This is a genomic window from Paraburkholderia nodosa DSM 21604, assembly GCF_000519185.1.
In the GTDB taxonomy this organism is placed as follows: Bacteria; Pseudomonadota; Gammaproteobacteria; order Burkholderiales; family Burkholderiaceae; genus Paraburkholderia; species Paraburkholderia nodosa.
On sequence record NZ_JAFA01000011.1, the window covers coordinates 113,000 to 133,906 of the forward strand.

Genomic DNA, 20,907 nt, shown 5'->3' on the forward strand with positions numbered 1-20,907 from the left:
TCGCACGAGAGCGCAACGGTGCAGCGCCGCGCGACGCAGTGCAGCAAACGCGGCATGGGTAAAAAAACGTCTTGACTAATATTGTGTGTGGAATATTGTATATCACGAATCACACAACGCCCCGCCAAAGAGGAGACGTCATGGCAGAAGCAGGCATCAACGAGGCACAGCAGAACCCTGTGCCCGAAGCGCAGCAAACGACCGATGGCTTTCATCTCGTCATCGACGCGCTGAAACTCAACGATATCGACACGATCTTCGGTCTCGTCGGTATTCCGATCACCGATCTCGCCCGTCTCGCGCAGGCCGAGGGCATGCGCTTCATCGGCTTCCGGCATGAGCAGAACGCCGGCAACGCCGCGGCCGTGGCGGGCTACATGACGAAGAAGCCGGGCATCTGCCTGACGGTTTCCGCGCCGGGTTTCCTGAACGGCCTCACGGCGCTGGCCAACGCGACCACGAACTGCTTCCCGATGATCCTCATCAGCGGTTCGAGCGAACGCGAGATCGTCGACCTGCAGCAGGGCGACTATGAAGAGATGGACCAGCTCAACGCGGCGAAGCCTTATGCCAAGGCGGCGTATCGCGTGCTGCACGCCGAGGACATCGGCGTCGGCGTGGCGCGCGCGATTCGCGCGGCCGTTTCGGGCCGTCCCGGCGGCGTGTATCTCGACCTGCCGGCCAAGCTGCTTGCCCAGACCATCGACGCGGTGAAGGGCCAGCAGTCGCTCATCAAGGTCGTCGACGCGGCGCCGCGCCAGATTCCCGCACCGGATGCGGTGCAGCGCGCTATCGACGTGCTCAGGAATGCGAAGCGTCCGCTGATCCTGCTCGGCAAGGGCGCCGCCTACGCCCAGGCCGACGCGCAGATCCGCGAACTGGTCGAGAAGAGCGGCATTCCGTATCTGCCGATGTCGATGGCCAAGGGTCTCTTGCCCGACACGCACGAGCAGTCGGCATCGGCCGCGCGCTCGTTCGTGCTGGCCGAGTCGGACGCTGTGGTGCTGATCGGCGCGCGTCTGAACTGGCTGCTCTCGCATGGCAAGGGCAAGACCTGGGGCGCGGGCGCCGGACCGAAGCAGTTCGTGCAGATCGACATTGCGCCGACCGAAATCGACAGCAACGTCGCCATCGAAGCGCCGGTGATCGGCGACGTCGGTTCCTGCGTGGAAGCGCTCGTTGCCGGCCTCGGCAATGACTTCCCGAAGCCGCCGGCAGAGTGGCTCGATGCCGTGGCCGAACGCAAGAACAAGAACCTGGAAAAGATGGCCGCGACGCTCGCGAAGAACCCGTCGCCGATGAACTTCCACAGCGCGCTGCGCGCCATCCGCGACGTGCTCAAGACGCGTCCCGACATCAACGTGGTCAACGAAGGCGCGAACACGCTCGACTACGCGCGCAGCATCATCGACATGTACCAGCCGCGCAAGCGCTTCGACTCGGGCACGTGGGGGATCATGGGCATCGGCATGGGCTTCGCGGTCGGCGCAGCCGTGACGAGCGGCACCCAGGTCGTGGCGATCGAGGGTGACAGCGCGTTCGGCTTCTCGGGCATGGAGCTGGAGACGATCTGCCGCTACAACCTGCCGGTCTGCACCATCGTGTTCAACAACAACGGCGTGTATCGCGGCACGGACGTCAACCCGAGCGGCGGCTGCGACGTCGCGCCGACGGTGTTCGTGAAGAACGCGCGCTACGACAAGATGATCGAGGCCTTCGGCGGCATCGGCCATCAGGCGACCACGCCCGAAGAACTCACGAGCGCACTGCTCGAAGCGATCGCGTCGGGCAAGCCCACGTTGATCAACGCAGTCATCGACGAATCGGCCGGGACCGAAAGCGGCCGCCTCACGAATCTGAATCCGCAAAGCGCGGCCATGAAGAAATAAGACCCCATAGATCAGGTAGATCAGGAGATACGAGAAATGAGCAAACCCCTCGACGGTATCAAGATCATCGACTTCACGCACGTACAGGCCGGTCCCGCCTGCACGCAGATGCTCGCGTGGTTCGGTGCGGACGTGATCAAGGTGGAGCGCCCGGGCGCCGGCGACGTGACGCGCTCGCAGTTGCGCGACATTCCCGAAGTCGATGCGCTGTACTTCACCATGCTCAACAGCAACAAGCGCTCGCTCACGCTCGACACGAAGAAGCCCGAAGGCAAGGAAGTGCTGGAAAAGCTGATTCGCGAATCGGACGTGATGGTCGAAAACTTCGGCCCCGGCGCGCTGGATCGCATGGGCTTCACGTGGGAGCGCATCAAGGAACTCAACCCGAAGATGATCGTCGCTTCGGTGAAGGGGTTCAGCGAAGGCCACCACTACGACGACCTCAAGGTCTATGAGAACGTCGCACAGTGCGCGGGCGGCGCGGCCTCGACCACGGGCTTCTGGGACGGTCCGCCCACGGTGAGCGCTGCTGCGCTCGGCGACAGCAACACGGGCATGCACCTCGCCATCGGTATTCTCACGGCGCTGATCGGCCGCGACAAGACCGGCAAGGGGCAGAAGGTGGCCGTGTCGATGCAGGACAGCGTGGTCAACCTGTGCCGCGTGAAGCTGCGCGACCAGCAGCGCCTGGACCGCCAGGGTTTCCTCGAGGAATACCCGCAATATCCGCACGGCACGTTCAGCGACGTCGTGCCGCGCGGCGGCAACGCGGGCGGCGGCGGGCAGCCGGGCTGGGTGCTCAAATGCAAGGGCTGGGAGACGGACCCGAACGCGTACATCTACTTCACGGTGCAGGGCCACGCGTGGGAGCCGATCTGCCACGCTCTGGGCAAACCCGAATGGATCAACGACCCGAACTACGCTACGGCGCAGGCGCGTCAGCCGCATATCTTCGACATCTTCGCGACGATCGAAGCGTGGCTCGCCGACAAGACCAAGTTCGAAGCGGTCGACATCCTGCGCAAGTTCGACATTCCGTGCGCACCGGTGCTCAGCATGAAGGAAATTGCTAATGACCCGTCGCTGCGCGCTAGCGGTACTATCGTCGAAGTGCCGCACAAGGAGCGCGGCTCGTACCTCACGGTGGGCAGCCCGATCAAGTTCTCGGAGCTGAAGCCGGAGATCACGGGCTCGCCGCTGCTCGGCGAGCACACCGACCAGGTGCTGGCCGACCTCGGCTACACGGCGCAGCAGATCGCGGCGCTGCACGAGGTGCGCGCGGTTTGAGTTCCGCATCGAGTTCCATCAGCTGAACGCAGCACGCAGAAAGCGGGCGCGGCCAACGCTGCGCCCGCGCAGCACCGCAATACCAGACTGGCAGGCAGGACGCCGCGCGGCATGTGCAATGCGTGCCGCGCGACGACGATAAACGATCACTCACCCCACATAGTCATCGCCATGCAATCCGCCATCGATTTCGAGCAGCTCGCAAACGCCATCGGGGACGCCATCGTCATCTCGGACGCAGCCGGCGACATCACGTTCTGGAATCCGGCGGCCACGCGCATGTTCGGCTATACGCCGGAAGAAGCGCTCGGCAAGACGCTCGACCTGATCATTCCCGAGCGGCTGCGCGGCCGTCACTGGGAGGGCTATCACAAGACGATGGCGACCGGCCAGACGCGCTATGGCAACGACGTGCTGCGCGTGCCGGCCGTGGACAAGGCGGGCAAGGCGCTTTCCATTGCCTTCACCGTGGCGCTTCTGCACTCGCCGCAGGGCGAACTCGACGGCATCGTCGCCGTGATCCGCGACGAAACGGTGCGCTTCCAGGAGGAGCGCGCGCTCAAGAAACGCATCACCGAACTCGAAGCACAGGCCCAGCAATCCTGAAACCTCGGGAGCTCTTCGATGCATACCGAAAGACTCGGACATTTCGAGGTCGAACTCTCGGCCCGGCAAATGATTCACAACGGCGGCTGGGCCGCGTTCGCCGCAATCCACGCGGTCGAGCCTGCTGCCGACACACTGGCGGCCCCCGTATTGCCCCGTCAATGGGTGGTCGACGAAACCGTATTCGAAAGCGAGGCGGCCGCCATTGCCGGTGCGCGCGAGGCGGCGCTCGCTTTTCTCAAGAGCGGCAATTCGCCGAGCCTGAGCGTGTCATAGGGCAAAGCCCTCATCGAGCTGCGGCATATAAAGCATTCCAACATGGGGCCGGAGTAAGGCGCTGAAGCGCCAACTCCGCCGACACAGGAGACGTTTCATGAAGTCGTGGCTACGCTTTCGGCGCGCCAGATGCACTGGCGCGCCGCCGATTCCGTTTGTTCCCGCCGCAGCGCGCTCTGATGCGAAGCTCGGAGGCGCATCATGGCGTTGACGATCGCGGTCCCCCGAGAGACATACGAAGGCGAACGGCGCGTCGCGGCGACGCCGGAAAGCGTGGCACAACTAATTAAACTCGGTTACGCCGTCGAAGTGGAAGCGACGGCGGGCGCGAGGGCTTCCTACCCGGACGACGCCTTCCGCGCGGCAGGCGCGCGCGTCGTGAACGACGCGCATGCGCTCCTGAGCGGCGCGGATATCGTCGTCAAGGTGCGTCCGCCTTCGAGCCAGGAAGTGCAGCGCCTGAAACCCGGCGCGACGCTGATCGGCTTCATCTGGCCTGCGCAAAACGCTGCGCTGCTCGAACAACTCGCGGCGCGCGAGGTAACGGTGCTCGCGATGGACTGCGTGCCGCGCATCTCGCGCGCGCAGAAGCTCGACGCGCTGAGTTCGATGGCGAACATGGCCGGCTATCGCGCGGTCGTCGAGGCGGCCCAGCATTTCGGGCGCGTTTTCACGGGGCAGATCACGGCGGCCGGCAAGATGCCGCCCGCCAAGGTGCTCGTGATCGGCGCGGGCGTGGCGGGGCTCGCGGCGATCGGCGCCGCGCGCGGTCTTGGCGCCATCGTGCGCGCGTTCGATACGCGCCCTGAAGTCGGCCAGCAGGTCGAAAGCATGGGCGCGGAGTTCCTGAGCATCGACATCGAGGAGGAGGGCGGCGGCGCGGGCGGGTACGCCAAACAGATGAGCGCGAAGTTCATCGAAGCGGAGATGGCGCTTTTCGAGGCCCAGGCGCGCGAGGTCGACATCATCATCACGACGGCGCTGATTCCCGGCAAACCGGCGCCGCGCCTCATCGACGCGAAGACGGCGGCGTGCATGCGCGCGGGCAGCGTGATCGTCGACATGGCGGCCGAGCAGGGCGGCAACTGCGAACTCACTCGCCCGGGTGAAGTCGTGAATGCGAACAGCGTGACCGTGATCGGTTACACGGATCTGCCAAGCCGCATGGCGAACCAGTCGAGCCAGCTCTACGCGACCAACATCCGCCATCTGCTGACCGATCTCACGCCTGCGAAAGACGGCGCGTTGAAGCTCGACATGGACGACGTCGTGCAGCGCGGCACCACCGTCATGCAGCACGGCCGGGTGTGCTGGCCGGCGCCGCCGGTGCAGGTCTCGGCAGCGCCGCAAACGGCTGCGCAGGCGAAGCCCGTTGCCGTCGCTAATGGCGACGCGAAAGAAGCCACCGCGCAGTCCGTGCGCCGCAACGGCGTCTGGTCGCTGGCGGCGCTCGTCATTGCCGCGTTGCTGCTGCTTGCGCTCGGCGCCGTCGCGCCGCCCGCATTCGTCGCGCACTTTACGGTGTTCGTGCTGGCCGTGTTCGTCGGCTATCAGGTGGTCTGGAACGTCACGCCCTCGTTGCATACGCCGCTCATGAGCGTGACGAATGCGATCAGCGGGATCATCGTGATCGGCGCGTTGCTGCATCCGGGCAACGCCAGCACGATCGTGACCGTGCTGGCGGGCATTGCGCTCGTCGTCGCGACCATCAACATCGCGGGCGGCTTTCTCGTCACCCAGCGCATGCTGAAGATGTTCCAACGGACCTGAGGAGACGTCATGCTCAACGGAATCGGCAACATGGCGTGGCTCGGCGCGGCGACGCTCTTCATCCTCAGCCTGCGCGGGCTGAGTCATCCCGCAAGTGCGCGGCGCGGCAACCTGTATGGCGTGACCGGCATGGTGATCGCCGTGCTCGCCACGCTGCTCGTCACCGGCGGTGCGGGCCTGCAAATCGCGCTCATCGCCGCGCTGGTGGGGGGCGGGCTCGGCGCGATGCTCGCGCGCCGCGTGGAGATGACGCAGATGCCGCAGCTCGTCGCGGTGCTGCACAGCTTCGTCGGTCTGGCGGCCACGCTCATCGCCTTTGCGAACTTTCTCTCGCCGCAGACCTCGATGAGCGGCGTCGAGCGAGCGATTCACGACACCGAGATCTATGTCGGTGCTTTCATCGGCACGGTCACGTTCAGCGGTTCGATCGTCGCGTTCCTGAAGCTGCAGGGCACGGTGAGCGGCAAGCCGCTCGTGCTGCCCGCGCGACATCTGCTCAACGCGGTCGTGCTGGGTGCGTGCATCGCGCTCGGCTATCGCTTCGTCAGTTCTCCTGATGGTGGCGACGTACTCTACGCGCTCATCGTGATGTGCGTGCTGGCGGCGGCGCTCGGCGTGCACCTCGTGATGGCGATCGGCGGCGCGGACATGCCCGTGGTGGTCTCGATGCTCAACAGCTACTCGGGCTGGGCCGCAGCGGCAACGGGCTTCATGCTCGACAACGATCTGCTCGTCACGACGGGGGCGCTGGTTGGGTCGAGCGGCGCGATTCTCAGCTACATCATGTGCCGCGCGATGAACCGCAGCTTCGTTTCGGTGATCCTGGGCGGCTTCGGTACGGTGAGTTCCACGGCAAGCGAGGCACCGCAAGGGGAAGTCGTGGCGACCAGCGTTGACGAAGTGGGCTCGCTGCTGCGCGACGCGCAGGAGGTCGTGATCGTGCCGGGCTATGGCATGGCCGTCGCGCAGGCACAAGGCACCGTCAGCGAGATCACGCGGCGGCTGCGCGCGTTGGGCATTCGCGTGCGTTTCGGCATCCACCCCGTTGCGGGGCGCTTGCCTGGCCACATGAACGTGCTGCTCGCGGAAGCGAAGGTGCCCTACGACATCGTGCTCGAGATGGACGAAATCAACGAGGACTTCACGAGCACCGACGTCGTGCTCGTGATCGGCGCGAACGATATCGTCAATCCGGGTGCGCAGGAGGATGCGGGCAGCCCGATCGCCGGCATGCCGGTGCTCGAAGTGTGGAAGGCGCGCACCGTGGTGGTCTCCAAGCGCAGCATGGCGACGGGCTATGCGGGCGTGGACAATCCGCTCTTCTATAAGGACAACACACGAATGCTGTTTGGCGACGCGAAGGGAAGCGTCGACGCGCTGCTGCGGCAACTCGAAGCGGCTTGACGTTCGAAGCAAGGCGCGGCAGAACTCACCTCTGCCGCGCTGGCGGTAACGCGGAAATTGGCGCACGTACCGGCGTCGAGGCGATGCGAAACAAGCCCGCGCGCAATCACAACGGATGGAGACAGACAACGTGGCATATACCGATCGTATCGATGGCGGCTACACGGCCCGGCGGCACAACCGCTGGGTGCAGCTCGTCGCCGGCATTCTCTGCATGGGGCTCGTGGCGAACCTGCAGTACGCATGGACACTCTTCGTCGTGCCGATGGACGCACGGCATCACTGGGGGCAGGCTGCGATCCAGCTCGCCTTCACCATTTTTATCGTGACGGAAACCTGGCTCGTGCCCGTGGAGGGCTGGCTGGTCGACCGCTTCGGCCCGCGCCCCGTGGTCATGGGCGGAGCGTGCTGCGTGGCGCTCGGCTGGGTGCTCGACGCGTGGGCGCCCGCGCTGCCGGTGCTCTACGTCGCGGCAGTGATTTCGGGCATCGGCGCGGGGTGCGTGTACGGCACGTGCGTCGGCACCGCGCTCAAATGGTTTCCCGACCGGCGCGGTCTCGCCGCCGGCATGACGGCGGCCGGCTTCGGAGCGGGCGCGGCGCTCACGGTCATCCCGATCTCGAACATGATCCAGCAATCGGGCTACGAGCGCGCGTTTGTGTTCTTCGGACTCCTGCAGGGTGCCTGCATCATGGCGCTCGCGCTGGTGATGGTGCGGCCGAAGCCTCCCGCACACGTGGCGGGCATGAAGCGCATCGTGGCGACTAAGACCGACTATACGACGAAGCAGATGGTTCGCGCGCCCGTCTTCTGGGTGATGTACGCGATGTTCGTCTGCGTGGCGGCGGGCGGCATCATCGCGACGGCGCAGATCGGCCCGATCGCGAAGAGCTACGGTTTCGCCTCGATGCCGGTCACGCTCGTAGCGGCGACGCTGCCGCTGCTCACCATGACGCTCTCGATCAACAATCTCTGCAACGGCTTCACGCGGCCGTTGTGCGGGCTCATTTCAGATCGCATCGGCCGCGAGAATACGATGTTCATCACGTTTCTCGGCGAGGGACTCGCGCTGCTGGGCTTGCGCGCGTTCGGCCACGACCCGTATCTCTTCATGCTGTTCTCGGGGCTCGTGTTCCTGTTCTACGGCGATATCTTTTCGAACTTTCCGGCAACCTGCGCCGATACGTTCGGCGCGAAATACGCGGCCGGCAACGCGGGCACGCTCTATACCGCGAAGGGCACCGCGGCGATGCTCGTGCCTGTCGCTACGCTGCTGGCGCTCAACGGTGGCTGGAACATGGTGTTCGACATGGTCGCCTGCGTGGCGATGATGGCTGGCGTGAGCGCAAAGGTGATCTTGCAGCCCATGCGCCGGCGCTGGATCTTTCAGTCGGGTGAGGAGGCGAGAATTGCCGATTCGGCGTTCGTACCGTCGCCGCTGGGGTCGCATGAGTGAGCGCGTTTTTGATGGGCGCCCCCAAGCGCTACGGGCGGGCAGTGCGGTCGTGATCGCGGCTAGCGGATGCGGGGCGGAATGCCCGCATCATCCGCGCGGCGCCTTGTATTCTTGCGCGCACGCGTGAGCGCCGTACGCGCCGCGTATCGATGCGGGCCTGCTCGCGACGCAGGTCCGCTTCGGCGGCGCGCTCGTTTTCCAGCCCGAGATGAGCATAACGGCCCTCGCCGGCGCTTTTCTCGAGCCAGCGCTCGGGCAGCCGGGTTGCGAGCAGCCAGGTCGCGGCAGCGCCAAAGCTGACGGCGACGATCGCTGCGACGACAACGAATTCCATTCGGCCTTCCTCAATCGACTTGTCATGGGTTCGCACGCATGCGCCGTGCCGTGCGGCAATGTATACCATGAAACATAACGGGTGCGTGGCCGCATCGTTCGCTGCGATAGCCGTGCGATTCCAGCATTGGCGTGTGTGCAAGGAGAGTGGAGGCGGGGAGCGACAAGCGGATACCGGCCGCAAAACGAAAAAGCCCGCAGATTGCGGGCTTTTTCGATGAATCCTGTGTGCTGCTAGTTCTGCTTGATGAGACGTGGTGCCCAAGAGAGGACTCGAACCTCCACAGTGTTGCCACCGCCAGGACCTGAACCTGGTGCGTCTACCAATTTCGCCACCTGGGCACGTCTTCAAGCTAGACGAAAATTATCACGCGATTTCGCGCGCCTGTCAATAGTTTCTTTCAAAAAATCTTCATCCCGGGAACGCGGTTGCTGCGTTTTGCGCGATAGCAGGGCAGTTGTACTCGTTGCCACTGCCGGAAATGAAAAAGGCCGGCATGAAGCCGGCCTTTCGAATCTGGTGCCCAAGAGAGGACTCGAACCTCCACAGTGTTGCCACCGCCAGGACCTGAACCTGGTGCGTCTACCAATTCCGCCACCTGGGCAAGGTGTCGTTTGCTGTTCAACGTGTTGTGCAGCAAAGACCGAGATTATAGCGGGCACAGAATGACTGTCAAGCGTTTTGTGGAGGGCGATAAAGCGCGGCTGCCGAAGCGTTGCAGACCGCGTCGAGCGGCCGTCTCGTCGCGCTGCGAGGCCGCTCCCGCGGCTCGTAGGGTGCGATGCGGGTGTTAGAATGCCTCGCAGAAGTTCCGCCGGCAAGAGTCCGTGATTCAGGTGCTGCGTGCAGCGTGGCGCACGCAGCGCGAGCGGTCAGGCAATCCACGGTACGGGCCGGCAGATTGCAGCACTCGAAGACCGGGCGCCGCCCGCATGTATCGCACATCAGGCCGCGCGAAATCCGACGTCCACGCAACGAGAACAACCATCGATAAGCCCTTGAGCAAATATCCGTATCCGATTCCCAGCCGCGAAGAGATTCTCGGCGTGCTGCGGACCAGCGACTCGCCGTGCACCGCGAACGATATCGCCGAGGCGCTCGCTATCAAGCGCCAGGAGCGTGAAGGGTTCTTCCGGCGGCTCGCCGCCATGGAGCGCGACGGGCAGATCCGGCTCGACCCGCGCGGCCACTACCAGCTCGCCCATCCTTCGAATTTCGTCGCGGGGCGCGTGCAGGGGCATCGCGACGGCTACGGCTTCCTCGTGCGCGACGACGGGCAGGACGATCTGTTCCTGCCGCAAGGCGAAATGCAGAAGGTCATGCACAACGACCGCGTGCTCGCGCGCATCGTCGGCTATGACCGGCGCGGGCGGCCGGAAGGGCATATCGTCGAAGTCACCGACCGTGCGAACCGCAGTGTCATCGGGCGCCTCCTCAACGAGAACGGCGCGCTGATCGTCGCGCCGGAAGACAAGCGCATCGGCCACGATATCCTCGTCACGCAGAATCCCAAGAAGGCCAAGGTCGGCCAGGTCGTGGTCGTCGAACTCACCGATTTCCCCAGCCGCCATTCGCAGCCGCTCGGCCGCGTGATGGAAGTGCTCGGCGACATCGACGATCCGGGCATGGAGATCGAGATCGCCGTGCGCAAGTACGGCGTGCCGCACGAGTTCAGCAAGCCCGCGCTCGATGAAGCCGCGAAGCTGCCCGACGGCGTGCGTCCCACGGACATTCGTTATCGCGTGGACTTGCGCGACGTGCCGCTCGTCACCATCGACGGCGAAGATGCGCGTGACTTCGACGACGCCGTGTATTGCGAGCCGATGCAGGTCGGCCGCGGCGAGGGCTTCCGTCTGATCGTCGCCATCGCCGACGTCTCGCATTACGTGCTGCCCGGCAGCGGGCTCGATGTGGACGCGATCGAGCGCAGCACCTCGGTGTACTTCCCCCGCCGCGTAATTCCGATGTTGCCCGAGAAGCTCTCGAACGGGCTCTGTTCGCTCAATCCGCACGTCGACCGCTGTGTGCTCGTGTGCGACATGGTGATCACTGCGCGCGGCGAGATCAAGGGGTACCAGTTCTATCCGGGCGTCATGCACTCGGCGGCGCGGCTCACGTATACCGAAGTCGCGGCGGTCCTCACCAACACCAAGGGCCCCGAGGCGACGCGCCGCGCGGCACTGTTGCCGCAACTGCAGAATCTCTATGGCGTGTACAAGTCGCTCTTCGCCGCGCGCCAGAAGCGCGGCGCGATCGATTTCGACACGACCGAGACGTATATCGTCTGCAATGCGCAAGGCAAGATCGAGCAGATCGTGCCGCGCCAGCGCAACGACGCGCACAAGCTGATCGAAGAGTGCATGCTCGCGGCCAACGTGTGCGCGGCGGACTTCATGAAGCGCCACAAGCACCCGGGCCTGTACCGCGTGCACGCGGGGCCGACCGCCGAAAAGCTCGAAAACCTGCGCACCTTCCTGCGCGGCATGGGCCTTTCGCTCGGCGGCGGCGACACGCCGCACGCGAGCGACTACGCCGCGCTGATGGCGCACATCCGCGACCGGCCCGACGCGCAGATGCTGCAGACCATGCTGCTGCGCTCGATGCAGCAGGCCGTGTACAGCCCGGACAATATCGGCCACTTCGGGCTTGCCTACGAGGCATACGCGCACTTCACGAGCCCGATTCGCCGCTATCCCGACCTGCTTACGCACCGCGCGATCTACGCGATCCTGCAGGGCAAGAAGTACCAGCCGCAGGCGCCCGAGGGCGTCGAGCTCAATACCGCGCTCTCGCCGCGCGCCCGCGCCATGCAGGCCGAGGACGAGGAAAAGCGCGGCAAGCGCGCCCGGGGCGCCAACACGGCGATCTGGGAAGAGCTGGGCCTGCACTGCTCGGCGAACGAGCGTCGCGCCGACGAAGCCTCGCGCGACGTCGAGGCCTGGCTCAAGTGCTACTTCATGCGCGACAAGCTCGGCGAAGAGTACGGCGGAATGGTGAGCGGCGTGACGTCGTTCGGTATTTTCGTGCAGCTCGACGCGCTCTTCATCGAAGGTCTCGTGCACGTGACGGAACTGGGCTCGGATTACTTCCAGTACGACGAGATCAAGAACGAACTGCGTGGCGAGCGCACTGGCATTCGCTATCGCCTCTCGGACCGCGTGCGCGTGCAGGTGAGCCGCGTGGATCTCGACGCGCGCAAGATCGACTTCCGCCTCGTGCGCGATACGCCCGTGAAGCCGGGCGGTAACCGGCCGATGCCGGTCGACAAGAGTGGCATGGACGGTGGCCCGCGTGTGCGCGCGCTGCCGGGCGGCGACATGGCGCGCCAGAAGAAGGCCGCGCCGGCGCCGAGCGTCGCGGTGAAGGAGGCGCGCGCGGCGCGCGGCGCCGCCAAGACCGCGAAGAAGCGCTCCGCCGTGAAGCCGACGCCCAAGAAGCAGGCGCCGCGCAAGAAACGCTGAGCGCCATGCATGCGGAGCGCCAAACGCGCTCCGCAGCCGTTTCCTATCCGGGCCGCGCCACTGTGCGCGTGCCCGGTTTTTTCACTTGCGTGCCGCGTCGGGTTTTGCCACATGGGCGCGGCTTGCATACGCCGGACCGCACGACGCGGCCGGCGACCATCGTTGTTGGCGGCGCTGTGTCTGCGCCGCAAAACGTTCATCAGGGGTTGTCTCAGTCATGTCACGTCTCAAGGTTCTTTACGGGTTTCATGCGGTGATCGCACGCTTGCGGCACGACGCGTCCACGGTCGAGGATGTCTACTACGATCCGACGCGCCGCGACCGCCGCATGCAGGACTTCCTGCACACCGCGAAGGAAGCCGGCGCGCGCGTGATCGCAGCCGACGAAACGCGCCTCTGGGGTCTCGCGCACACGGAGCGCCACCAGGGCGTGGTGGCCCGCGTGCACGATCTGGCGCTCGCGCAGAATCTCGCGGAGCTGCTCGACGGCATCCAGGGCTCGCCGCTCCTGCTCGTGCTCGACGGCGTGACCGATCCGCACAATCTCGGCGCGTGCCTGCGCGTGGCCGACGCGGCCGGCGCGCACGCGGTGATCGCCCCGCGCGACCGCGCCGTGGGTCTGAACGCCACGGCCGCAAAGGTGGCGAGCGGCGCGGCGGACACCGTGCCCTACATCACCGTGACGAATCTCGCGCGTGCGCTGCGCGAGCTCAAGGACGCGGGCGTGTGGGTGGTCGGCACCGCCGGCGACGCGAGCGCGAGTCTCTACCAGACGAAGCTCGACGGCCCCGTGGCGCTCGTGCTGGGCGCCGAGGGCGAGGGCATGCGCCGCCTCACGCGCGAAACCTGCGACGAAGTCATGCAGATTCCGATGGCGGGCACGGTCGAGAGCCTGAACGTTTCCGTGGCTTCGGGCGTGTGCCTGTTCGAAGCGGTGCGCCAGCGCTCGGCCGCGCGCTGATCGCCCGGCGATCGCCCGCCGGATAGCCTGTCGCGCGATCTTGCGAGATGCGGGCAGCCCGTGCCCGCATCTCCGGTAAACTATGCGGATTCCGCGTTTTTCTCCTCCTCGGGCTGTACTCCCATGACTCAAGACGAACTCAAGCAACTGGTCGGCCAGGCCGCCGCCGACTATGTCAACGCGAACGTGCCGGAAGGCGCCGTGATCGGCGTCGGCACGGGCTCCACCGCGAACTGCTTCATCGACGCGCTGGCGGCGAGCAAGGGCCGCTACCGCGGCGCCGTGTCGAGCTCGGTCGCGACCACCGGGCGCCTCGAAGCGCACGGTTTCAAGATTTTCGACCTCAACGAGATCGAATCGCTGCCCGTGTACGTGGACGGCGCCGATGAAATCGACGGTGCCGGCGCCATGATCAAGGGCGGCGGCGGCGCGCTCACGCGCGAGAAGATCGTCGCTTCGGTGTCGGACGTGTTCGTCTGCATCGCCGATGCGAGCAAGCGCGTCGACGTGCTCGGCCAGTTCCCGCTGCCCATCGAAGTCGTGCCGATGGCGCGCACGGCCATTGGCCGCCGTGTGACTGCGCTCGGCGGCGTGCCGGTGCTGCGCGTGCAAAAGGACGGCTCGCCCTTTATCACCGACAACGGCAACGAGATCCTCGACGTCAAGGGTCTGCGCATCAGCGACCCGCACACGCTCGAGGCGCATGTCAATGCATGGCCGGGCGTGGTGACGGTGGGTCTGTTCGCCGCCCGCGGCGCGGACTTCTGCCTGCTCGGCGGCGAAACCGGCGTCGAACGCATCGAATACCGCAAGGCCTGAGCGGCCTCGCGCGAGCGGCACGTGCAACAGGCTTCTGCCTGATTTTGCCTGTGCGCTGCCGCTCTTTATTCCGGCAGGCCTGCGTGGCCTGCCGAACCGAACGTCGCGATTAATTATTAAAAGAACGCGATTTCCGATATCTGGTTGTCTGCGCATCTATCCGAAACTTCAATTCGCCTTTCGATTATTTTTGAAAGGAAATCTCCGAATTCAAGGTCTTCGCAATTCGCTACGTTGAGAACCGCACACAAAAATGCGAATGACGTAGCAATAGTCTGACTGTCTGAGATATAAATTCACCGTCCGGCGACGTTATGCAAACGGTTCGCTAAAAGAGACGTCGAAACGACCGGTCAGGGGAAGGGCGGCGCGCAAAAATGCGCAGCGGCTCGAGGGTTTCTGTCAGGCAGTGCGTGAGAGTTCGTGGCGTACGCCGTGCGGTACACGGGGAAATAATGACAACAGCGGGTGTTGGACGATTTGTATCGGACTACTATTCAACGGGGTCCGCCAAACGTACAGGGTTTCACGGGGCATTCCTTTCTGTTCTCCGGATTTTCAATTCTGCATGATCGCCTGATTTACGCAAATGCGTAAAGATTAAGGGTGCTCTGCGCGCGAGTTTTAATCTGGTCACTCCGTTAAACGGTCTTCCCGATATCGGGATGGTCCGCGGGGATATTCGCGCGTTTTAAATGCAGTGATTTTATCGGCATTGCAATTGAAGTCGTGTTAAATGCGCCCGCGCTATCAGGGGGAGTGCGCGCGCATTCATCCAACGTTCCCCTGTTTTATCAGGAAGACCACAATCATGAAGAAGATTCAGGCCATTTCGCTCGCCGTCATGCTCTCTTTCGGTTCGGCTGCCGCATTCGCAGGCGGCGCCGGTGGCATGGGCGCGCCGTCGTCTTCCACCACGTCGGCGGTGGGCGCAGCGGGCGTCGGCTTTGGCGCTACGGCACTCACGTCGAACTCGACCTCGTCGGTCAACGGCAGCTTCACGTCGGCGCTGACGGTGCCGGGCCATATCGACGCCACCGTGTCGCAAGGCAACCAGTCGTTCTCGAACGCGAGCCTCACGTTCGGTTCGAGCTACACGGCGCAAAACGGCAACTCGCAGACCTACGGCCAGACGGCTAACGGCTACGTCGGCCAGACCGGCACGACGACCACGAACCAGAATTCGTCGACGCTCGGCTTCACGAGCGCCACGCAGTCGGGTTCGCAGAACTTCAACTCGTCGGTGATCAACACGTCGTTCGACGGTTCGAGCGGCAGCTACGGCGGCTCGGGCTTCACGTCGAACGCAACCGCGAACGGCACCGGCACGGCCAATGCGGACGGCGGCGTCGGTATCGTCGCAGCGGGCGGTTCGGGTTCGCTCACGGGCGGCATGCACTGGTAATCCGAACGGGTCAGCCGTTCACTAGCGCGTCGGAAAGGGGGCGCTGCCCCCTTTCCGTTCACGGAGAGAAGAATGAGCAAGCTGAAACAAAAGATTGCCGTTGCCGGGGTGTTGCTGTTTGCAGGCGCCGCGTGGGCGCAAACCACGCCGACGATGACATCGGGGACCACGTCCGCGTCGAGCCAGACGAGCACCGTCTCCAATACCGTCGTATTGCCGAGCGGCGGTACGTCGGACGTCACGTATCACGGCGGCTACGATGTGCGCACGACGCCCACGGTCTACGCGCCGGCCTTGACGGCTTCGGTGACCGAGACCTGCTGGGGCAGCATTTCCGCCGCGGTGTCGGTGGTGGGCGTGGGCGCGACGGCCGCGGGCACCATCAAGGATATGGACTGCAACAAGCGCCTGAATGCGGCCGTGGCCTGGCGCATGGACCGCAAGGACATTGCGTTCAACATCATGTGTCAGGAAGACGACTTCCGCGAGGCTGCCGCGCTGACCGATCATCCATGCGGCGACAAGCGCAAGGTCGCGAACAACGATGGCGCGCCCGTGCAATTGCGCAATGCCGAGACGACCCCGGATCCGAAGCTTCAGGAGCCGACCGACCCGTTCGTGCGCGAACGCGAGCACTTGCCCGAGTTGCCGCTTGCACAGGCGCTCGTGCCTTCGGCCCATTGAGTCCCGCAAGGCTGAAGAGAAGAGGGCGCGCTCCTGTTCTCTCCAGCTGGCGCGGCAAGATACGATCGATTCGGTGTCCTGTATGTTCCGGTTGCCTTCGACCTTGCCTGACTGGGCGCGCGATCGCGCAGGCAAGGTGAGCAGGCGCGCAAAAGCGTGCCGCTGCGGGCACGCCTTGTCAGGGGACGACACGCGAATGAACTCGCGGCGCGCAACACACGCGCGCGCGATTACGCGCTCACGCGACCGTTTCCGCCTGGTGCAGGCGCGGCAGCAGCCGGTCGAATTCGCGGCGCACGAGCCCGTAGCACTCGCAGGCGCGGGCTTCGAGGCCTTCGCGATCGAGCACGCGGATATGGCCGCGGCTGTGATGGATCAGGCCTTCGTCGTGCAGCTTGCCGGCGGCTTCGGTAATGCCTTCGCGGCGCACGCCGAGCATGTCGGCGATCAGCTGCTGCGTGACGCTGAGATCGTTGGAAGCCACGCGGTCCACTTCGATCAGAAGCCAGCGGCACAGCTGCTTGCTGAGCGAGTGGTGACGATTGCACGCAGCGGTCTGTGCGACCTGCGTGAGCAGCGCGTGCATATAGAGCAGCATGAGGCGGCGCAGGAAGTCCGAGCGCGCGAATTGCTGCTTGAGGGCTTGCGCGCTCATGCGATAGGCGAAGCCCGCGCATTGCACCTGCACGCGGTTCGGCATCGTTTCGCCGCCCGTGAGAACGGGCACGCCTGTCATGCCTTCGCGGCCGACCGCCGCGATTTCGACCGAGCTGCCGTCTTCCATCGTCGAGAGCAGCGAGACGATCGCGGTAGTCGGAAAGTAGACGTGATGAATGCGCTGGCCGGAATCGCAGATCAACTGTTCGGTGCGCAGATGAACGAGTTCGAGGTGCGGGGCGAGAGCCTGCCATTCATGCGACGGGAGGGCGCCCAGCAAATGGTTGCCGTGAAGATCGGATTGAAGGGTTAACATGACTGGTCCTCGTGCGAGGCGGCGCGTGCCGCCTACTGTTTTTTGATTCCGTTCGCCGAACTCGTTGTTGTCTGCCGTTTCCCGTGCGGCTTTTGTGTTCGTCGTGCCGGCCCCATAGTCCCGCTTGTTCGTGCTCATTCCTGCTTGTTCTTGCCTGGTCCCACTCTTGCGCTTGCGTGCGCGGCATCGTTCGTCCGCGTCTGCGTTCGTGTGGCGATCTCTCTTTAGCAGGGTGTGTGCCAGTCGGTGCGAAACCACGCATTGAAGCGGCTGAGCGCGAACCGGCGATGCGGCAGCGCGGCGAAACGCCGCGTTTTTGTTTCAGTTTTGTACGGCGACTTTGCGGGCCGCTGCGCTGCGCATTACCCTTTTGAAAGTCGCAAGCCAATGATTTGATTGGATTATTTCCACTGGTGGCAGGGGGAATCAGAAATGGCTCCTCGTTGAAACATGGATCCGGGGCGATTCGGGCGGCGACCAGAAAAACAAGCGGTTTTGATTCAGTTCTGTTGCAACGCAGACGTAGCCGGCGAAAAAACGTTCGGCGCTGAAACATCGCGCGTGAGCGGCTTGGCGGGGCGCCCGCCGGTGCGCACGCGGTCAGTGTGGGTATGCGTACAGATTGGCATGCCGAGGTTTGCTCCAATGAGGTCCGTAAAAAGCCTCAAGGCTTTGTGAGGCTTGAGAGGTCCGGGAGGCGCGTGACGCTTCGCGCGAGCCCGCCGGCAGGCAGGCGCGGCGTTCGTCGACGCGACCCGACGTATTTCAACGGGGAGCTCACTGCATGAATCAGCTCGTGACGCCTGCCGGCTTGATCGCGGCAGCCAATGAACCCGAAGTCGCGCTCATCGTTCAGCCCGTGGTGCTGGCCGGGGGCTCGGGCACGCGGCTGTGGCCGCTCTCGCGCGAGCATTGCCCGAAACAGCTGATCGATCTGCTCAACGGCGAGTCGCTGCTCGAAGCCACGGTGCGGCGGCTCGACGGGGTGTATGCCCAGCCGGGCGTGGCGATCCGCAAGGCCGCGCCTGTCGTCGTGAGCAGCGAGGAACTGCGGCTCATGACCGTCGACCGGCTCGGCCGCAGCGGCACGCCCGCTCGCGTCGTGCTCGAACCGGTTGCGCGCAACACCGCACCGGCACTCACTGTCGCGGCGCTGGCGGCGCGCGCCGGCCACGAGGCGGCGCTCGCCCGCGACGGCGCGGGTGCGGTATGCGACAGCGATCCCGTGCTCATCGCCATGCCGGCGGACCATCTGATCGCGGATCGCGCAGCGTTTGCCGCCGCACTCGAAGAGGCGGTGGGGTACGCGGCGCGTGGCGCGATCGTCACGCTCGGCGTGCCGCCGCAGCGCGCGGAGACCGGCTACGGGTACATCGGCGCGGGGGCGGCGCTCGGCGCCAGTGGCGCGCGCGTGATCGAGCGTTTCGTGGAAAAGCCCGGCCCCGAACTCGCGGCAAGTTACGTGGCCTCGGGAGATTACCTCTGGAATAGCGGCATTTTCGTGGTGCGCGCATCGGTCTGGCTCGCCGCGATCGCGCATTGCCGGCCGGCTATCGCGGCGCAATGCACGGCGGCGTTCGAGGCGGCCGCAATCGACGCCGACGGCACCGTGCATCTCGATGCCGCGGCGCTCGCCGCGTGCCCGTCCGATTCGATCGACTACGCGGTGATGGAGTCGCTCGGCGCCAACGCGCGGCTCGCGGGCGTGGTCGTGCCGCTCGTGGCGGGCTGGTCCGACGTGGGCGCGTGGGATGCGGTGTGGCAGGTGTCGAACAAGGACGCAAGCGGCAACGTGGCCCGCGGGCGCGTGATGTTCGAAGACGTGACCGACACGTTCGCGCATTCGGACGGTCGGCTCGTGGCTTGCGTGGGCGTGCACGGCGTGGTGGTGGTCGAAACGGCCGACGCCGTCCTCGTCGCGGCGAGGGATCGCGTGCAGGACGTCAAGGCGATCGTGGGCAAGCTCAGGCAGGAGCGCAGCGCGGTCGCGCAGCATCACCGGCGCGTGGAGCGGCCGTGGGGCTGCTACGACTCGCTCGATCAGGGAGAACGCTTCCAGGTCAAGCGTATCGTCGTGAAGCCGGGCGGGCGGCTGTCGCTGCAGATGCATCATCACCGCGCGGAGCACTGGACCGTGGTGCGTGGCACGGCGTGCGTCACGCGCGGCGAGGAAGTTTTCCTGCTTTCGGAAAACGAGTCGACCTACATCCCGCTGGGCGTCAAGCACCGGCTGGAGAATCCGGGCAAGACGCCGCTCGAGATCATCGAGGTGCAGTCGGGCGGTTATCTGGGCGAAGACGACATCGTGCGCTTCGACGATGAGTACGGCCGGATACAACGTTGAATAAACGCAACGTCGAAAAACACAACGTTGGGCCGCGCGCGAAAAGCGTGCGCAGAAGAAACATGCACGCCGACGTCCCTGCATATGCACAGCCAGGGACTGCCGATTGATTTGAAGCCGATTGAAAGCGTGTCGATTGAAGTAAGTGGGCGATTCATACGATCGCCTTACAAAAAACAGCAGCGCAAGGGCCGACGTAACACGCGCAAATACGAACAAGATGCATGCCGCAAGCATCATGTCAGGAGATATCCTGGCTGGCGAATTATGCGAAGCGCATGCAACGTAATACCTAAGTTCGACGACGCACGAGGGCCCGCGCAGTATCCGGCAAACATGGGCGATAACGCCCACATCGGGGGGGGTAGGGTCATGGAACTGGGGAACAAGGAACGCTCGCTCGTCAGCAAGGTGATGGACGGGCTGATTGCAGGCATCGTCGAGGAGCGGTATGGCGCCGTGCTGCCACCGCAGGACATCCTCTCGAAGGAGTTCGACGTGAGCCGCACGGTGATGCGCGAGGCGCTCTCCATGCTGCTCGCACGTCACATGCTCGACGTGCGGCCGAAAATAGGCACGCGCATCCGGCCCATGCGCGACTGGCGCATGATCGACGAGGACGTCGTGAACTGGCGTTTCCGTTCGAAACCGGACAAGACGTTTTTGCGCGACGTGATCGAATTTCGCGGCCTGATCGAACCGGCGGCGTGCGCGCTCGCGGCCACGCGTGCGAGCGCGGCGGAGATTGCCGGTATTCGCGAGGCGTTCGAAGCGCTGCGCCAGACGAGCACCGACGATCCGAATTTCCAGACCGCCGACGCGCTTCTGCACACGCGTATCCTCGCGGCGAGCGGGAATCAGTTTTATCAGCAGATGGCGGCGATCATTCGCGGCGCGCTCTCGCTTGTGAATCCGATTCTCAGCACGCGTGACGGTGGCTGGAACAACGTCGTGGCGGCCCATGGGCGCATCGTCGAAGCGATCGAGCGGCGTGCGCCGAAAGAGGCCGAAGCGGCCGCGCTCGCGATGATCGAATACACCGCCGACGAACTCACTCGGGCGCTCGCGCCCGAGGCGCTGGAGCAGCGCTAAGCCCGTTCGCAGCGTTGCTTCGCTCGCGTCAGTGCGCTCGCTGCGCGCGGATTGAGGCGAGCGCATTGCGGCGCGCTGCGCGTGCCGGTATCGTGCGTGTCTTTGGGTGCGCCTCGTGTGACGTACGTGACATACGTCGTGCGGCG

General features: G+C 64.8%; 16 protein-coding genes and 2 tRNA genes. 14 read left to right on the top strand and 4 right to left on the bottom strand.

The annotated features are described in order from the left end of the window. Window positions 1-140: 140 nt before the first annotated feature. From oxc to oxlT, 7 genes are all read left to right on the top strand, one after another. Window positions 141-1,889 carry an oxalyl-CoA decarboxylase gene (oxc, locus tag A3CW_RS0118190; protein WP_028204842.1) on the top strand — a complete coding sequence of 583 codons (1,749 nt, stop codon included), beginning with the start codon at window positions 141-143 and terminating at the stop codon, window positions 1,887-1,889. A gap of 36 nt (window positions 1,890-1,925) precedes the next feature. Further along, entirely contained in the window at window positions 1,926-3,176 is a 1,251-nt protein-coding gene (gene frc, locus A3CW_RS0118195; RefSeq protein WP_028204843.1) for a formyl-CoA transferase, read from the top strand. A 171-nt stretch (window positions 3,177-3,347) separates the two neighbouring features. Further along, window positions 3,348-3,782 carry a PAS domain-containing protein gene (locus A3CW_RS0118200; RefSeq protein WP_028204844.1) on the top strand — a complete coding sequence of 145 codons (435 nt, stop codon included), beginning with the start codon at window positions 3,348-3,350 and terminating at the stop codon, window positions 3,780-3,782. An 18-nt stretch (window positions 3,783-3,800) separates the two neighbouring features. Next, entirely contained in the window at window positions 3,801-4,058 is a 258-nt protein-coding gene (locus A3CW_RS0118205) for a hypothetical protein (RefSeq protein ID WP_028204845.1), read from the top strand. A 201-nt stretch (window positions 4,059-4,259) separates the two neighbouring features. Beyond that, on the top strand, window positions 4,260-5,828 hold the full coding sequence (locus A3CW_RS0118210) for a Re/Si-specific NAD(P)(+) transhydrogenase subunit alpha (protein ID WP_028204846.1): 1,569 nt from the start codon (window positions 4,260-4,262) through the stop codon (window positions 5,826-5,828). A 9-nt stretch (window positions 5,829-5,837) separates the two neighbouring features. Further along, window positions 5,838-7,232, top strand: coding sequence for an NAD(P)(+) transhydrogenase (Re/Si-specific) subunit beta (locus A3CW_RS0118215; protein ID WP_028204847.1), 1,395 nt, complete (start codon window positions 5,838-5,840; stop codon window positions 7,230-7,232). Between the two features lie 115 nt (window positions 7,233-7,347). Then, the gene (oxlT, locus tag A3CW_RS0118220) at window positions 7,348-8,688 is read left to right on the top strand and encodes an oxalate/formate MFS antiporter (protein WP_154677974.1); all 1,341 of its coding nucleotides are present in this window, start codon (window positions 7,348-7,350) and stop codon (window positions 8,686-8,688) included. 28 nt (window positions 8,689-8,716) lie between these two features. On the opposite strand, the gene A3CW_RS0118225 is transcribed toward oxlT, so the two are convergent. The 3 genes from A3CW_RS0118225 to A3CW_RS0118235 form a co-directional block, all read right to left on the bottom strand. Further along, on the bottom strand, window positions 8,717-9,022 hold the full coding sequence (locus tag A3CW_RS0118225; RefSeq protein ID WP_028204849.1) for a hypothetical protein: 306 nt from the start codon (window positions 9,020-9,022) through the stop codon (window positions 8,717-8,719). A 254-nt stretch (window positions 9,023-9,276) separates the two neighbouring features. Further along, window positions 9,277-9,363 (bottom strand) — tRNA-Leu (locus A3CW_RS0118230). 176 nt (window positions 9,364-9,539) lie between these two features. Further along, window positions 9,540-9,626: transfer RNA gene (locus A3CW_RS0118235), tRNA-Leu, on the bottom strand. Window positions 9,627-10,020: 394 nt separating this feature from the next. On the opposite strand from A3CW_RS0118235, the gene rnr reads away from it, so the two are divergent. From rnr to A3CW_RS0118260, 5 genes are all read left to right on the top strand, one after another. Beyond that, the gene (rnr, locus tag A3CW_RS0118240; RefSeq protein WP_028204850.1) at window positions 10,021-12,483 is read left to right on the top strand and encodes a ribonuclease R; all 2,463 of its coding nucleotides are present in this window, start codon (window positions 10,021-10,023) and stop codon (window positions 12,481-12,483) included. 217 nt (window positions 12,484-12,700) lie between these two features. Continuing rightward, window positions 12,701-13,444, top strand: a complete 744-nt coding sequence (gene rlmB / locus A3CW_RS0118245; protein ID WP_028204851.1) for a 23S rRNA (guanosine(2251)-2'-O)-methyltransferase RlmB — start codon at window positions 12,701-12,703, stop codon at window positions 13,442-13,444. 123 nt (window positions 13,445-13,567) lie between these two features. Then, complete coding sequence (gene rpiA, locus A3CW_RS0118250; RefSeq protein ID WP_028204852.1) at window positions 13,568-14,263, top strand: ribose-5-phosphate isomerase RpiA; 696 nt, start codon at window positions 13,568-13,570, stop codon at window positions 14,261-14,263. An 811-nt stretch (window positions 14,264-15,074) separates the two neighbouring features. Then, complete coding sequence (locus A3CW_RS0118255; RefSeq protein WP_028204853.1) at window positions 15,075-15,668, top strand: hypothetical protein; 594 nt, start codon at window positions 15,075-15,077, stop codon at window positions 15,666-15,668. 72 nt (window positions 15,669-15,740) lie between these two features. After that, a complete protein-coding gene (locus tag A3CW_RS0118260; protein ID WP_028204854.1) occupies window positions 15,741-16,352 on the top strand; it encodes a hypothetical protein in 612 nt (203 codons plus the stop codon). 238 nt (window positions 16,353-16,590) lie between these two features. On the opposite strand, the gene A3CW_RS0118265 is transcribed toward A3CW_RS0118260, so the two are convergent. After that, window positions 16,591-17,325 (bottom strand): Crp/Fnr family transcriptional regulator, encoded by a 735-nt coding sequence (locus A3CW_RS0118265; RefSeq protein WP_028204855.1) that lies wholly within the window; start codon window positions 17,323-17,325, stop codon window positions 16,591-16,593. A gap of 784 nt (window positions 17,326-18,109) precedes the next feature. On the opposite strand from A3CW_RS0118265, the gene A3CW_RS0118270 reads away from it, so the two are divergent. Both A3CW_RS0118270 and A3CW_RS0118275 read left to right on the top strand, forming a co-directional pair. Then, a complete protein-coding gene (locus tag A3CW_RS0118270) occupies window positions 18,110-19,669 on the top strand; it encodes a mannose-1-phosphate guanylyltransferase/mannose-6-phosphate isomerase (RefSeq protein WP_028204856.1) in 1,560 nt (519 codons plus the stop codon). A 372-nt stretch (window positions 19,670-20,041) separates the two neighbouring features. Then, window positions 20,042-20,761 (top strand): FadR/GntR family transcriptional regulator, encoded by a 720-nt coding sequence (locus A3CW_RS0118275; protein ID WP_028204857.1) that lies wholly within the window; start codon window positions 20,042-20,044, stop codon window positions 20,759-20,761. Window positions 20,762-20,907 lie beyond the last annotated feature (146 nt).